Source organism: Moheibacter stercoris (genome assembly GCF_040545805.1).
Lineage (GTDB): Bacteria > Bacteroidota > Bacteroidia > Flavobacteriales > Weeksellaceae > Moheibacter > Moheibacter stercoris.
Window position 1 is genome coordinate 63,654 of the sequence record NZ_JBEPMO010000012.1, and the last position, 14,428, is coordinate 78,081.

A 14,428-nucleotide genomic window follows, 5' to 3' on the forward strand; every position below is an offset into this window, starting at 1 on the left:
ATAGGAGGTAAGCCCATAAGAAACTTTGAATTTTGTCTATTTAAGAGTAAATTCGCAGGAAGAAATCTTGCTATGAAAATCGGAATTTTAGGTGGTGGTCAATTGGGCTATATGTTTTTGCAAAACGCATTGCAATATCCAGTAGAAATTCATGTCTTGGATCCTGCTGAAAACGCGCCTTGCGCACCCCATGCTCATCATTTCGTTCAAGGAGATTTTGCAGATTATGAAACCGTTGTCAATTTTGGTAAAGATTTAGATGCAATCGGAATTGAAATAGAGCATGTAAATGTAGAGGCCTTGCAAACTTTGAAGTCAATGGGGAAACGTGTCGTTCCCGATCCAGATGCTTTGGCAATTATTCAAGATAAATCCGTTCAAAAGAAATTTTATGTGGACCATGAAATCCCAACCGCTCCCTATTTTGAATTGGAAGATTGGAAGGATTTGATTTGTTCCGTAACCGAATTTCCAGTCTTTCAGAAAGCCAACAAAGGCGGATATGATGGGAAAGGAGTTCAATATTTGCCATCTAGAAACGGATTAACCAATCAATTGAGAGTTCCTTCTATTTACGAAACACCTGCTGATTTAGAAAAAGAAATAGCGGTGGTAGTGGTGGCAGATGGAAACGGGAATTTGGTGAATTATCCGGTTGTGGAATTGGTTTTTAATCAAGAATACAATTTGTTGGATTATTTGTTAATGCCATCTACTTTGGAGGATTCTTTGGCTCAAAAAGCAGAAAAAATTGCACGAAATGTAGTGGAAAAATTGAATTCGCCAGGTGTTTTTGCGGTGGAAATGTTCTTAAATAAAGATCAATCGATTTGGGTAAACGAAACTGCTTGCCGTGTTCATAACAGCGGTCACTCAACGATTGAAGCTGCTTATAGTTCACAATTTGATCAGATGTTGCGTACTTTGATGAATTTGCCTTTGGGAAGTTCCAATCTCTATGCAACTTCTGCCATGGTTAATTTAATTGGAGCAGAAGGTCAAACAGGAGAAGCACAAATTGAAAACATTGAGGAACTGATGCAAATTCCAGGCGTTTATTTGCATTGGTATGCCAAATCAGAAACTCGTCCCGGAAGAAAAATGGGACATATCACCTTGGTGGATGAAGATGTAGATCGATTGAAAAAAAACATCGCCAAAGTCAATCAAACTGTTCAAGTAACAGCCAAAAAATAACAAAACACAGAAATTATACAAATATGGTAGGAATCATCATGGGCAGCGACAGCGATTTGCCAATTATGAAACAAGCAGCAGAAATTTTAGATGAATTTGGAATTGAGTACGAATTGACCATCGTCTCTGCACACAGAACGCCCGAAAGAATGTTTGATTATGCCAAAACTGCTCGAAATCGTGGTTTAAAAGTCATCATTGCTGGAGCTGGAGGTGCGGCGCATTTGCCTGGAATGGTGGCTTCCATTACGTCTTTACCTGTTATTGGTGTTCCGATTAAATCTTCCAATTCGATAGAAGGCTGGGACTCTATTCTTTCCATTCTACAAATGCCCAATGGAATTCCGGTTGCGACTGTTGCCTTGAATGCTGCCAAAAATGCGGGGATTTTAGCAGCGCGAATGATCGGTTCTTTTGATGAGGAAGTTGGGAAACGTGTCGGAATTTACAATGTTACCATGCAAAAAGCGGTAGAAGAGAAAATTTCATTAGTCAAAAAGGACTATCCCAATAAGTTTGATTCCTAGAAATTAAAAAGCATCTCATTTCGGGATGCCTACTAAAAAATAATACAAATGAAATCTTAAATTTACTTGGATGAAAAATTAGATTTCGTCACTGGTTTAAGTGTATAGTTGATTTCAAAATGTGTAATTCGTCCACTTTTGGAAATCAAAACATTTTGTTTAGGTTCCTTCTTTAAGTCTAGTTCATGTTTTCCTATGAATTCTTTCGTCAAAACATCCAAATCAAAGAATTTAAGAATAAGTGGTTCCGTTTCGTAGGTTTGAAATTTTCCTTTTTGATTTTTAATTTTTCCAGAATTATTTACCGAAGGACTTTTAAACAGGATTTCACGAGAATTTTCAATTTGGAAATACGCATCGCCTAAACCTTTTCCTATATTGCTAGGAAGGTTTTGTCCAATATTGGATTTAAGATCCATCCCATCAACATTGATGTCAGCATTTTTGGTTTCGAATTCTACCCAAAACAATTGGGGTTGATGGAATTCAATTTCGCCTTTAAAAAATTCTTTTTGTTTGATTTCAAAAGATCTCCCGAAGATTTTATAAGTCAGTGTATTTTTTCCGGGTGGAACGATTAAGTCGGTATAAGGAATAAAGATATACACCGATTTGTTTTCTCCTTCTGGTGCAGATTTTTCCATTTTATTGGAGGAAATTTTTCCATTTAAATAAAATTTAATTTCCATAGAAGGACCCATAGACGTATTGCTGCTGACTTTGAAATCTAATTGAAGACCTCTTTCCACTGGTTTTATTTCGACCGAATGAACTTTGATAAAGGGATCGGACGCCCAAGTGAATTTGACAAAAAGAAAAACTAGAAAAAAAATGTAAGACCTCATTTTAGAAATACAAATTAGTGAATCAAGAAAACTCTGAAAAAAAAGACTACTCTTTTACCGAAAAACGATTTCGGTATAAAGAGTAGTCGCAACACACATCTGATTATTTAATCAGTTAAGCAGAAACAACTTTTTTAGGGGCAGTTGTTTTTCTTTTAAGTAAAAATATGAGTCCAATCGCAATTCCAATTAGGATGATGGCAATGAAAGGTCTATAAAACAGCCATGAAATGGAAATAATTAGTAACGACCAACCTAAGCCTAATCCTAATAGAATAATGTTTAACCCAGACCCAATAAGGTTGGATAGAAAAGGGATGAATCTAAATATTGTTTCCAAAAATCCAAACATAGAACGAAATCCCACAAAAACCAATACGAATCCCACCAAACGAAATGCCCAAGTCAACATGGAATTGCTGGAATGTGCAGAAGCAAACATGTTTTCGGCATTTACTGTACCTTGAGCAACTTGGGAAATAGTTTTTCCGTTTTTGGCTAAAAATGGTTCGAATGTATTTCCGTTGACTTTTGCCAAGACTGAAATGGTTGTTGGAGGAGTTTTAACTAGAGTAATTCTAACATCACCCACTTGAGGGTTTGAGGTATTATTTCCTAGATAGGTAACATGATTATGAATGTGGATGATGTTAGATAAATTACTCGTTTGTTCAATTGAATTTATGGTAGCATATTGTTTTTTATTGAGTTTTGAATCTAAATTTTTAATTTCTTCTTCACTCATTTGTACGTTTACTGGAACTTCTTCTTGAATGGAATGAATGATGAATTCAGGTAATTTATAGGCACCGAAACTTACATTTTCTGCATAGACAGATTTGTTTTCAACTTGCGCCAAAACGAAATTTTTTCCTTTGTAGGCAGCATCTTTGAAATTGTCTGAATTAACAGGGGCAGAAGTCCATTCGCGTTGGTAAGTATAGGTTGTGATGGTTTCTTCTCCGCCACCCAGTTTTTGTTTTTTCTCCGATTTCGATTTTTCTACCCATTGGTAATATTCCACTTTTCGGTGAAGTCCAATCGCTAAATCTTTTACGCCAAGAAAAACATCTGTAAGAGAATCTTTGGTATCTGCCAATCCAGAAGAATGAACAAATTTTCCATTGAATTCATCTTTAACAGTAGAATTGTCCTTTAATTCGACAACAATTCCTTGTCCTTCATTGAGTGCTTTTTTTGTTTTGACAAAATTTCCTTCGTTCCAAAACAAGGCAATGGTTCCCAAAAGGAAAAAAATAATTCCGGTAAAAATGCCTTTGAATGAATTTCCTACTTTCTTACCATACGAAGTGGTCGTTTTTTCTGTATATGCCATTTTTTATGAATTCATTTATAGAACCAATCCAGTAGTAATGTCGCCCAAAGGAAGTGTATGTAAATCTCCTTTGTGGTCATCAAATTCCACAACTGCACGTCCAAATTCAGGTTTTAATTCTTTCACTGTACAGGTTTTAAAGGAACCAACCCAAGGAGCTTGAACTTTATCGCCTACTTTCACTTGCGTAGCAACTGGCAAAGGTGTACAATCCGCTTTGTTAAGAACTTTCATACTACCTGCAAATCCAAGCGCTAAAACTTTATCTTGGTTTACGTTGATCACCGTAAATTTCTTTAAAGACGTTCCTTCACGTACGGCAATGGTCGTACCCGATTGCCAAACATCGGTTAGTTTTACGAAGGTATTTTCTTTGATAATTTCTTTTAATTGCCCAATCGGAACTCCATTATTTTTCGCTGGATTGTCCCATTTGATATCCAAATAATGTACCTCTGGCGCAGATGGATCTGTATCATTGGTAACCAAAGCACGTTGCATTCCCGATCCACTTTGCCACCAAGTCAAAACAATATCTCCTTTTCTTACTTTTTGTCCTGAAGGAATTGGAATAATCATATAGTTAGGAACTTCTTGGTCGCCATCGAATTGAAAAGCAACAGTCGAATTTTTATCGGCCGGTTTCGCCATTTTGGCATTATAAAAAATGAGGTTTTTCGTTTTTCCGTTTACGTAATTTTCCATCATTTTATAACCAGGAACTAGTAGATGTTCATGGGGTTGAGCAGTTGTTCCCATCGATGGGAAATCAGGGAAAATATTGGTTACATCGTTTTCTTTTTCAGCTGAAGTGTTTTCAGTAGATTCTGTAACAGTAGCGGTTTGTAGGCTATCCTGGTTGTTGGCTACTTCTTGAGTTTGGGTATCGTTTTTGCAACTTGAAAGCCATAATATGCTTAGAAGTACTTGTAAAGTTAAATTTTTCATTATACTTGAGTTTTAGATAAATTTTACTAAGATGTTATTTGATTTGCAGCTTCTTTGCCTGTTACGAGCGCGCCTTCCATAAATCCTTGCCAATCAGCTAAATGTTCGCCCGCAAAATGCGTATGTAAAAAAGGTTCCGATAAAATTGGTCGTAATCGATGCCATTGATTTACACCATACAGCGCGTAGGCTCCCATCGAATATTTATCGGTACCCCAATAATAATTGACTTGGGATTTCAATTTATTTTGAAGCGACCCAAAATGAGGTTCTAATACCGAAAAAACATCTTGTACAGCCTTTTCTTTTGCACGGTTGCCAAAAATGGCCGCTTTTTCTCCGATGCTATACGAAATTAGAACACCTGAAGGTCCTTTTTGATTTTTCGTCGCATGATAGAAATAATGCGAAGTTTCGTCTGAAATTAAATCAAAATTTTCCTCTTTCCAAAACCTTTCTGAAAAGCTCATCGCATGTTTGTTGATTCGCGCATATTGGAGTTCGTTGATAGCTTTGGTTTTTTCAGTAGGTAATTCAGGAGACCATTTGACTTTTTGCATCGCAAAGGTGGGCATGGTACAAATCAATTTATCGGCTTCAAATGTTTTGCCATTCGAACAAGTGATTTTGACTTTTTCTTTTTGGTCAATATGCGTAACAGTATGGCTCAAATAGATGTTTTGTTGTCCGATTTGTTCGGCTAATTTTTCCGCCAATTTTCCGTTTCCACCTTCTATTTTAAAATCCATTTCGTTCTTTTCACTGCTTTCTGCATATTCTTCTATAGCAGCAGAAGCTGAAACGTGGCGAATGCTTTCTCCGAAATCCGTGCTATCAATTAATTCGTGAAGATCCAAATCCGTATCTGAACAACCATTGTTAACCAAGTAGCGCCACCAATCCAATTGGTCTAATTCCTTCTTTTCATCGTCAGGTAGTTGCCTGAAATTTTCTAAAAGCGATTGGAACTTTTCTTCCCAAGATTTGCTATATGACCATTTACCAGCTGGTGTATATTGTCCTTGATAGATTTTATGGGTGTCAAATTGATTGTTGTTAAGTTTTAATTTGAATTGATCACATAGTTCAATTAGGCGAGAATGGGAAGCCCCAACCCATTCGGCACCCAACTCGATGACGTGATTTTCTGGGGTTAGATGAGAAAATACACGTCCTCCAATTCTATTTCTACTCTCTAAAATTAACACGTCCCATCCTTTCAATTTTAATTGGTAGGCAGCTGCAAGTCCAGCAAATCCAGCTCCAATACAAATTGCTTTTTTATTCAAACCTATTGGAGAGAATCCATAGGCTTTCGATAATGGGTTGGAAGCAATCACAGCTCCCGCACCCACTAACATTGATTTTTTGATGAAATTTCTACGATCCATTTGGTTGTAGATTAATAGTTTTGACAAACTACAAACTTGAATGGCTTACCGTAAGTGTTGATGGTTTCAACTGGTGCATAATAAGTTTGACCATCATAGTTTTGTTTGATCACTAAATTATCTACTTCACATCTTCCTTTGTCATTTTTATAGACATAATACACCTGAACCGAACGGGAAACCACTCGATCTAAATAGTTTCTTTCCAATCGCCAGTTATCGTCAGCATAAATATAAACTGGAGTTTTCTTGAAGTTTCCTTTGATCAAGTCCGAAACTTGCCCAATCAATTTGGAATCATTTTGCAAAACGCCTTGGTTGTATTTTGGTCTTCCATAAGCCTTGGTGTAATTGGCTAATTCGGCAGCTGTAAACTGTACATCTACTTCTCCTTCGGCAACTTTTAAGGTAGTGTTGTTGTAATTGAATGCCGCAGAACCATTTCCTGCAGGAATTTTTTCAGAAATGTTGATTAAATATTCCACTTTCAATTTGTGTTTTCCCGCATTTAAAGAGGAAAAAACGTGTGCCAATGCGCCAACTGGGAATTTGTTTTTATCAAATTCGAATCCATCTGCAGGAACAAATACATCAGTAAAAACGAGTGCGTTTTTGAAAATTTGCCCATCAATGTTGTCTGTATAACTAGCAATTAATTGGTTGTTGATGTAGTAATTGCGAATGATATGTGGGCTCACTATGTCATATTCACCCAATTTTTCTTTGCTTGCTTTCAATACATAAAGTGGATCGGGTAAATAAGCATTGAAATAGGAAGGTTGGTTAAGGTCTAAGGTTTGGACGAATTGGCTAGCATCTTCTAAATTGGAATTAGGAGTGCCCTTTGCAAACATTATTTTACCCATATAGTTTTGGTGGAAATTTGATTTTGCCACCGATTTTGTATTGGGTTTATTTTGTTCTTTTTCGTCATTCTTTTCTTTGTTTCTTTTAACGTTTTCAACGCCTTGAACGGTTTTGTCAATGATGTTCAATAATTTTTGAGCATTTACTTCTGAACCAAACGTAAATAGCGTCATCAATAATAGATAAGTGTAAAAGTTTCTCATTTGTGTTGTTTTAATGGTTCGAAATTAGGTGAGGTGTTTTTGTTAAAATGGATTATGTTAAATTTTTGAGTGAACTCCTAAAAATTTAGAGTAAACACAAGCATTCAACAATTAGGGTTTGAACTTTTTTTTGGTTTTTCCATCGTTCCAGGTGAAGGTTTGGGCTTCTGGGTCAAGACCAACTATTGCCTCTCCGTTCCAAGCTTTTGAGGTAGCAATTCCCATCAATCCAAATTCATTTGAAAATTCTGCATTGGCAATTTGGATGGGGTAATCACTACCCATACCGATAAAATTAGCTTCCAAAATTTCATGGTTCTCTTTGGAATAACGTAATTTGATGATTTCTTGGCCATTGTTGACATTGGTAAAATAGAATTCTTCCCAATTTTCGATAATTGATTTAGGTTTTGGGTTAAGGGGCTCCATTTGATTTTCAATCGGTGTATGACCGATTTCATTCAGGGTCGTTTTACAAGAGAGGGTCCCCAACAATACGAAAAAAGTAATCAGTAGTTTTGTTTTCATGTTTTTAGTTTTTTAATAGTTGCAGAAGTTTTTGGTAATTGTTTACTGTCAAGTTTTCCAATTCTTTCTTATCAATTGTGTCGCCAGGGTCCATCGAATTGATAGACTTCAAAAGTTGGTTTTCGGAGAAATACATGCGTGTTTCAACCGGTTTTGATGCGTCAATTGAAAAATATTCCGAATCTTGGTTTTCTTTCATCATTTCTTCGTCATAATAGATCGGACGATTGTAGAGCAGAGATTTCTCGAAAACAAAGGATAGATTCTCATCTTTTAGATAATATTCAATGGTCTGTTGAAACATCTCTCCATATTTTTTTTCAATAATTTTCTCTAAATTTTCTCCGTTGAAATAATACTTGACTTCGCCTCCTTCAGAAGTTTCCATCAATTCTTTGGTGAGAACTTTTGACCAATTCTGAATGGAATTTATACGTGTGAAATTTGTTTTGATTTCATTTATTGGATCATCCAATTTCAATGTTTCAGAATCATGATTCGAATTTTCATTCGATTGAGTTACATCCATTGATCTTTCCTGACAACTTATAATCAGTAGAAGTACAAATAAAACCTTTGAAAAATTGGAGAAGTAAGTTTTCATGATTTTTCGGGTTAAGATTTGATTTTGAATATTTTAATTCCTTTCATGTTTCCACTCATGCCACCCGAAATATTTCCTGTGTAGATGTAGTTTCCTTTGGTTTCAATCGATCGGTTTTGGAAATATTGTGGGTCAATAAAATCATAGACGATTCCTGGGGAATTGGGACTAATCAACAAAACGCCACTCCATCCATTGGCTACACATAACAGATTTTTTTCTGCATTATAAGCTACATCGTACACATTGGTTCCTTCTGCGTGTGGATATTGTGCTTTGAATCCGCTATTGCTTAACAATTCTGTCATAGTAAAATACGTCGGATTGCTTATGTCAACGGTGGCAAATCCTGCTCCCCAATTGGCCCAATACGCTTTGTTGTTGTGTTTGATTATAGTATGACCCCATTTTTCATGTCCTTCTTCATGCTGATACGTAAAATGAGCGACTTGTTGCAAATTGTCTTTCTTGAAACTCAATAATTTTCCGTTGGCTATACTTGTTATGATGTGTCCGTTTTGTTCGATTATGGATTCAACATTGCTTTCAGTTTCTGATATTAAATTGTAATTGATAAGAGTTAGTTGACCATTCATTAGTTTGTATTGGGCAATAATTCCATTGGAACCATTGCTACCGCCCAACCAAAAAACTCCTTGATCATCTTTGTGGAGAACTGTTGGTTTGAATGTATTAAATGCTAAATCATATTTGTTGATAAGATTTAATTGAGAATTAAATTCATATACAAATCCGTCCTCTTGTCCAACCGAATAGATGTTTCCATTGGCTGTAGAAAGCTTTCCAAATTTATGGTTGGAATTGCTCAAAGAAAATTCATTGGTTTTTTGGGGAATAGCAGGGTTGGATAAGCTGAATTGGAAAATTTTATTGTCTCTAACTGCATAAAGGTGATTTCCTTCGATCAATAGATCTGTTGGGCCGTCGGTCATTTGAATACTTCCTGTGAATTCTAAATATCCTTTTTCAGAAATATTTTCATTATCAATTGGGGAATTGGGGTTGGTCATGTCTTCTAAAAGTTCATCTGATTCAGAAGAACAAGAGAAAACCAAAAATCCGATCGTTAAAATGTAAATTAAGTGTTTCATGTAAGTATGTTTTTGTTGGAGCAAAAGTAGATTTCAATGGGGCGCGATAGAGCAATTCCCAAATTTTTCGAGTAAACGCTTAATTTTTTAAAGTAAACAAGATGAATGCCTAAGGTCAATTGGTATAATTTGCTATTTTAGCAGAAATGTTAAAATTGGTAAATGAGGTTATTCGTATTACTTATCCTTAGTTTATGGACAATTCATCCTTTGGTAGGGCAAATAAAGGAAATGAAAGATAAGCTCGAAGTCAAAGGATTGACGGATGCCCAAAAAGTGAAAATTTATGAAGCTTTATCCAAGGCATATTATGGCGAGCAACTCGATAGTTCAGCTGTATATGCAGATAGGTCTTATCAATTGGCCATCAAACTCAATAGCCCAGAAGATATTGCCAAAGCTTTAATTCGCCAATCGATTCTTTTGACCAATGAAGGAGATTTAAAAAAAGCAATCGAGAAACTCAAACAAGCAGAAAATTTAGCAAAAACCAATCAATACAAGGAAGTGGAAGCTTGGGTGTATAATTCCTTGGCGAAATCCTTTAAAAACCAACCTGATTCAGCGCTTCATTATTATAACAAAAGTTTAGAATTGGCGAAAAAGTTAAAATTAAACGATTTAGTTCTAAAAAATAAAATTCAAAGCTCGGTCATTTTATTGCATCAAAAACGTTATTCCGAATTATCGGATTTGTACCATAAAATCATTCCTCAATTAGAGAAAAACAATGATGTGGAAGGTCTAATTGAAACCTATACTTATATGTCTTTGAATTTTCGGGATATGTACGAAAAGAAGAAATCTTTGCTCTATGCAGAGAAAGCAATTAATCTGGCTCCTCAAATTCAGGATAAAAAATTGAAAGCATTTGTTTTGGGAGCTTTGGGAGGAGGTGTGATTGGCTATTTTGAAAGTTTTGGAAAGGCTGAACCTTTGATTAGAGAAAGTCTAGAATTAGGTAAAACATTGAATGACAAGGTTTTTATTCGCAATTCCTACAAACGAATGGCTATATTACATTACAACAATGATAATATAAAAAGAGCCGCCGAAATAATCGATAGTCTTTTGCCTGGTTCTGGTGATCCAGATTTGTACAAAATGAAAGGTAGTATTTTGTACGAAAATAATCAATTGAAAGATGCAGAAAGGTACCTGAATGAAGCCTATAAAATGTATGAAAAAGACGGTGCATTGATCCAACAAAAAATTGTCATTCAACAATTGATTGATACCAAACTTGCAGGAATTGGTGATGAAAAGCTAACTGATTATTTCTATTTGCTCGATTCGATCAACATGGTAATCAATGACAAAGACAATAAAGCGCAATTCATTGATATGGAAACGCGCTATCGAACGGCAGAAAAAGAAGCGGAAATTAAGGAAAAGGAATTGGAGCTTGCAGAATCCAAAAACCGAGTCTTACTTATTTCTGGTGTTGCAATTTTACTCATTGCATCGGGAGCATTTAGTTTTTGGTTCGTTGGAAACCGTCAGAAACAAAAGGAATTAATTAGAAGTAAACAGATTTTTGAGTTGCAAAACAATTTAAATCTGAAGGAATTGGAAAGTTTAAACAATCAATTAAATCCGCACGAAGTCAAAAATTTAATCACGAGTATTGCTCCAGACATCATTACCAAAGCTCCTGAAGCATACAAGAAAATGATTAAACTTTTTAATGTCACGCGTGCTTCTTTGAGTAATCAGTTGACCGAACCCTTGCAGAACCAAATCAATCAAGCAGAAGATTTCTTGCAATTGCAGCAAAGCATAAGTCCCAATGTATGGAGTTACGAAATTCAAAACAATTGTGAGGAATGTAACATGGAAATCCCACGTTTGCTTTTGAAAAATATGGTGGAGAATGCCGTAAAACACGGTATGAAAACCCTAAAAAATGATGGGGAAATACTTGTTTCAATTTTTAAAGATGACCAAAATCTTTATATTCAAATCAAAGACAATGGTAATGGTGAAAAGGAAAATCAAAAACTTGAAAGTACAGGAATAGGTTTCTCTACTTACCATAAATTGTTCAAAATGGCCAATAAATTTAATGAAAGAAAAGCATCACTTGAATTAAGTCGAATTGACTCTTGGACACAAACACAGATTAGTATTCCACTAAAATATAAATTCCATAATCAACTAAATTCAGAATAGGATGATTTACAAATTTCTAATGATTGAAGACAATCCAACTGCTGCTCAAACTTTGAATCTTTTGATGGAAGATTATGACGAGTTTCAACCCAGTATTATAAGTTGTGACATGAAAGAAGGGATCAAGGCCATTCTAAGCATCAAACCCGATTTGGTGTTTTTAGATGTGGAACTTCCTGGATTTACTGGATTTGAATTCATCCAACAATTGCGTTCGCAATTACAAGTTTTGCCTGAGATTGTTATGATGACTGCGCATGAGAAATATGCTTTGCAAGCGGTCAATGAGGAAGTTTTGTATTATTTAGTGAAACCTATCGATCCCGACGAACTTTTTAAAGCCATTCATCGCTTTCGAATTAAAAAATCAAAAGCCCAAAAAGCGATTGTCATTAAGAATCAAAAAGGATATAGTTTTTTGAATTTTGATCAGATTTTCCTCATCAAATCCTCTTCCAATTATACCTATTTCTATACGCGCGATTTGCAGAAGGTGATGGTGAGTAAGACGATGAAGGAATTTGAACCCTATTTAAGTGAACAATTTCTTCGTGTCCATAAAAGCTATATCATCAATGTAGATTGCATAAAATTTCTCAATACAACCAAAAAGAAAGTTGTCCTTCAGGTGCCTGAACTTACCGATCTCGATCCCAATGATTCTTCCTTAATGCACTTCAATGATGTTTTAATCGATGAAAACCAATTGGGAATTCCGATAGGAGAAGCCTTCTTGGAAAAAGTGAAAAATACAGTTTTGTATAACAAAATTGGATAATTGTAAAAATCCTGTCAATTCTAGTTTGTTGAGGTTTTATAGGTGGTGGAATAGTTTTTGAGAGAACTATCTCAAAGAATTTCAATATGTTCGAAAAACATCAGCGTAAATTCAAACGAACAGCTAAACTTATATCTGTTTTAAGCAAGTATGGATTTCAAGATTTATTGATTCGCATGAATCTAAAGTCCGAAAAAGATTCCATCAATCCCGAAACAAATTTACAATTAACATTATTTGAACGAATTCGGTTGGCTTTAGAAGAACTAGGTCCGACCTTTGTGAAATTGGGCCAATCTTTTAGCAATCGTGAGGATATTCTTCCGATGGAATTAATTGTTCAACTTCAACGATTGCAAGATAATGTTGAGGTATTGGATTTAGATGTTCCTGCAATTTTGGAAGAAGAATTGGGAATTGTTGCTAGCGAACATTTTTTAGAAATCAATCCCAAACCAATAGCATCAGCTTCCATTGCCCAAGTGTACAAAGCCAAATTAATCAGTGGTAAAAATGTAATCGTCAAAGTAAAAAGACCGGGAATTCAAGCCATGATTGAAGATGATTTGCTCATTTTGAAGGATTTGGTCAAAATCATTGATACCTATTCTGAAATCGGTGATCAAATGAATTTAAAACATGCTTTGGTTGCTTTTGAGAAATCGATTTTATTGGAACTTTCGTTGGTTAACGAACGAAATAACATTCAGCAATTTGCCATTAACTTCCAAAATCATCCAGATACTTATGTGCCCAAAGTTTATGATGAATATTGTAGCAACCGAGTGCTGACCATGGAATTCATTGAAGGGGTCAAAATCACAGATGTTGAAAAATTACGAGAAAAAGGGATTGATCCAAAGAAGATTTCCGAATTGGGATTGAAATTATTTGTTATGCAGATTCTGGAATTCGGATTCTTTCACGCAGATCCGCATCCAGGAAATATCTTAGTTAACGACCAAGGTCAAGTAATATTTATCGACTTTGGTGCTGTAGGAGTGGTGCAGCCCAATGATATTTCCAAATTGGAGAATTTGATCATGGCATTCATGAACAAAAAGTCTGATAAAATTGTTCGAAATCTTAAAAAGTTGGCGGTATATTATAACATTCCCGATGATCGTAAGTTCGAATCAGATGTATATACGATATTGAATCAGGTTCATCGAAGCTCTTTGCGAGATATCAATATTGCCGATATGCTAGATAGCATGCGAGCGGTTTTGGCTGAAAATCGCTTAGTGATGCCTGAATATTTTTATTTGTTGTTCAAAGGATTTACGTTAATGGACGGAGTCGGCAGGGCAATCAATCCAGATTTGGATGTTGTGGAAGCCTTGAAACCTTATACCAAAAAGATTTTTCTAAAGAAGTTCAATCCTGAAACTTTGGCTCGGAAAAGTTGGGATAGAGCGACCGATTTGATAGATCATGTGGAGGAAATTCCTTATGAACTGCGATCCATTTTAAATAAATTGGACGACAATAAATTTTCTGTTACCACCGACAGTAAAAACATTGATAAAATTGCAAGATTGGTCAAATCTAGTATTGTGAATTTGATCTTAGGATTGATTTTATCGGCGAATTTGATTTCAACGGCTATTTTATGGGGGTTTGATGTTGGTCCTAGCTGGGGAAGTTTTCATTTACTAGGAGCATTGGGATTTCTTGTGTCAATCCTTATCGCTGCAATTTTGGTTTTACGAATTTTAAGGAGATGAAATTAATTTGACTAGTCCTGAAAAATAGATACAGATTTTCAGTGATTAAAAATACATAAATTAAACAGTAGTAGCTATTAAGTTGCTACTGTTTTTTGTTTTATAGGTTCTATATTTTACATTATCTTTTTGATGCATTTGATTAGGAGTTAGCATATGATTGGACCAATGTGGTCTATCATTATTGTAAATC

At 35.3% G+C, this 14,428-nt stretch carries 13 protein-coding genes; 5 read left to right on the forward strand and 8 right to left on the reverse strand.

Features of this window, described 5'->3' with window-relative positions; translation table 11 throughout:
- The first annotated feature begins 72 nt into the window (after window positions 1-72).
- Both ABID46_RS10030 and purE read left to right on the forward strand, forming a co-directional pair.
- Window positions 73-1,197, forward strand: a complete 1,125-nt coding sequence (locus ABID46_RS10030) for a 5-(carboxyamino)imidazole ribonucleotide synthase (protein ID WP_354509658.1) — start codon at window positions 73-75, stop codon at window positions 1,195-1,197.
- A gap of 23 nt (window positions 1,198-1,220) precedes the next feature.
- Window positions 1,221-1,724 carry a 5-(carboxyamino)imidazole ribonucleotide mutase gene (gene purE, locus ABID46_RS10035; RefSeq protein WP_354509660.1) on the forward strand — a complete coding sequence of 168 codons (504 nt, stop codon included), beginning with the start codon at window positions 1,221-1,223 and terminating at the stop codon, window positions 1,722-1,724.
- A 62-nt stretch (window positions 1,725-1,786) separates the two neighbouring features.
- Here purE and ABID46_RS10040 read toward each other — a convergent pair whose 3' ends face one another.
- The 8 genes from ABID46_RS10040 to ABID46_RS10075 form a co-directional block, all read right to left on the reverse strand.
- Window positions 1,787-2,569 carry a hypothetical protein gene (locus ABID46_RS10040; RefSeq protein WP_354509662.1) on the reverse strand — a complete coding sequence of 261 codons (783 nt, stop codon included), beginning with the start codon at window positions 2,567-2,569 and terminating at the stop codon, window positions 1,787-1,789.
- Window positions 2,570-2,684: 115 nt separating this feature from the next.
- On the reverse strand, window positions 2,685-3,905 hold the full coding sequence (locus tag ABID46_RS10045; RefSeq protein WP_354509664.1) for a TMEM43 family protein: 1,221 nt from the start codon (window positions 3,903-3,905) through the stop codon (window positions 2,685-2,687).
- A 15-nt stretch (window positions 3,906-3,920) separates the two neighbouring features.
- Window positions 3,921-4,853: a hypothetical protein gene (locus ABID46_RS10050; RefSeq protein WP_354509666.1), complete on the reverse strand. Its 933-nt coding sequence runs from the start codon at window positions 4,851-4,853 to the stop codon at window positions 3,921-3,923.
- 26 nt (window positions 4,854-4,879) lie between these two features.
- Window positions 4,880-6,271 (reverse strand): flavin monoamine oxidase family protein, encoded by a 1,392-nt coding sequence (locus ABID46_RS10055; RefSeq protein WP_354509668.1) that lies wholly within the window; start codon window positions 6,269-6,271, stop codon window positions 4,880-4,882.
- The gene (locus tag ABID46_RS10060) at window positions 6,256-7,314 is read right to left on the reverse strand and encodes a hypothetical protein (protein ID WP_354509670.1); all 1,059 of its coding nucleotides are present in this window, start codon (window positions 7,312-7,314) and stop codon (window positions 6,256-6,258) included. The genes ABID46_RS10055 and ABID46_RS10060 overlap by 16 nt, the downstream gene beginning before the upstream one ends.
- A gap of 111 nt (window positions 7,315-7,425) precedes the next feature.
- Entirely contained in the window at window positions 7,426-7,842 is a 417-nt protein-coding gene (locus ABID46_RS10065) for a hypothetical protein (protein WP_354509672.1), read from the reverse strand.
- Between the two features lie 4 nt (window positions 7,843-7,846).
- Window positions 7,847-8,446, reverse strand: coding sequence for a hypothetical protein (locus ABID46_RS10070; protein WP_354509674.1), 600 nt, complete (start codon window positions 8,444-8,446; stop codon window positions 7,847-7,849).
- An 11-nt stretch (window positions 8,447-8,457) separates the two neighbouring features.
- Window positions 8,458-9,558 (reverse strand): LVIVD repeat-containing protein, encoded by a 1,101-nt coding sequence (locus ABID46_RS10075; RefSeq protein ID WP_354509676.1) that lies wholly within the window; start codon window positions 9,556-9,558, stop codon window positions 8,458-8,460.
- 162 nt (window positions 9,559-9,720) lie between these two features.
- Here ABID46_RS10075 and ABID46_RS10080 point away from each other — a divergent pair, with 162 nt between their 5' ends.
- From ABID46_RS10080 to ABID46_RS10090, 3 genes are all read left to right on the forward strand, one after another.
- Complete coding sequence (locus ABID46_RS10080; protein WP_354509678.1) at window positions 9,721-11,730, forward strand: histidine kinase; 2,010 nt, start codon at window positions 9,721-9,723, stop codon at window positions 11,728-11,730.
- Between the two features lies 1 nt (window position 11,731).
- Complete coding sequence (locus ABID46_RS10085; protein WP_354509680.1) at window positions 11,732-12,508, forward strand: LytR/AlgR family response regulator transcription factor; 777 nt, start codon at window positions 11,732-11,734, stop codon at window positions 12,506-12,508.
- An 86-nt stretch (window positions 12,509-12,594) separates the two neighbouring features.
- Complete coding sequence (locus ABID46_RS10090) at window positions 12,595-14,235, forward strand: ABC1 kinase family protein (protein ID WP_354509682.1); 1,641 nt, start codon at window positions 12,595-12,597, stop codon at window positions 14,233-14,235.
- Window positions 14,236-14,428 lie beyond the last annotated feature (193 nt).

Coding starts and splice junctions, on each gene's coding strand:
- ABID46_RS10030 (WP_354509658.1), top strand. CDS start 73: ATGAAAATCGGAATTTTAGGTGGTGGTCAATTGGGCTATATGTTTTTG.
- purE (WP_354509660.1), top strand. CDS start 1,221: ATGGTAGGAATCATCATGGGCAGCGACAGCGATTTGCCAATTATGAAA.
- ABID46_RS10040 (WP_354509662.1), bottom strand. CDS start 2,569: ATGAGGTCTTACATTTTTTTTCTAGTTTTTCTTTTTGTCAAATTCACT.
- ABID46_RS10045 (WP_354509664.1), bottom strand. CDS start 3,905: ATGGCATATACAGAAAAAACGACCACTTCGTATGGTAAGAAAGTAGGA.
- ABID46_RS10050 (WP_354509666.1), bottom strand. CDS start 4,853: ATGAAAAATTTAACTTTACAAGTACTTCTAAGCATATTATGGCTTTCA.
- ABID46_RS10060 (WP_354509670.1), bottom strand. CDS start 7,314: ATGAGAAACTTTTACACTTATCTATTATTGATGACGCTATTTACGTTT.
- ABID46_RS10065 (WP_354509672.1), bottom strand. CDS start 7,842: ATGAAAACAAAACTACTGATTACTTTTTTCGTATTGTTGGGGACCCTC.
- ABID46_RS10070 (WP_354509674.1), bottom strand. CDS start 8,446: ATGAAAACTTACTTCTCCAATTTTTCAAAGGTTTTATTTGTACTTCTA.
- ABID46_RS10075 (WP_354509676.1), bottom strand. CDS start 9,558: ATGAAACACTTAATTTACATTTTAACGATCGGATTTTTGGTTTTCTCT.
- ABID46_RS10080 (WP_354509678.1), top strand. CDS start 9,721: ATGAGGTTATTCGTATTACTTATCCTTAGTTTATGGACAATTCATCCT.
- ABID46_RS10085 (WP_354509680.1), top strand. CDS start 11,732: ATGATTTACAAATTTCTAATGATTGAAGACAATCCAACTGCTGCTCAA.
- ABID46_RS10090 (WP_354509682.1), top strand. CDS start 12,595: ATGTTCGAAAAACATCAGCGTAAATTCAAACGAACAGCTAAACTTATA.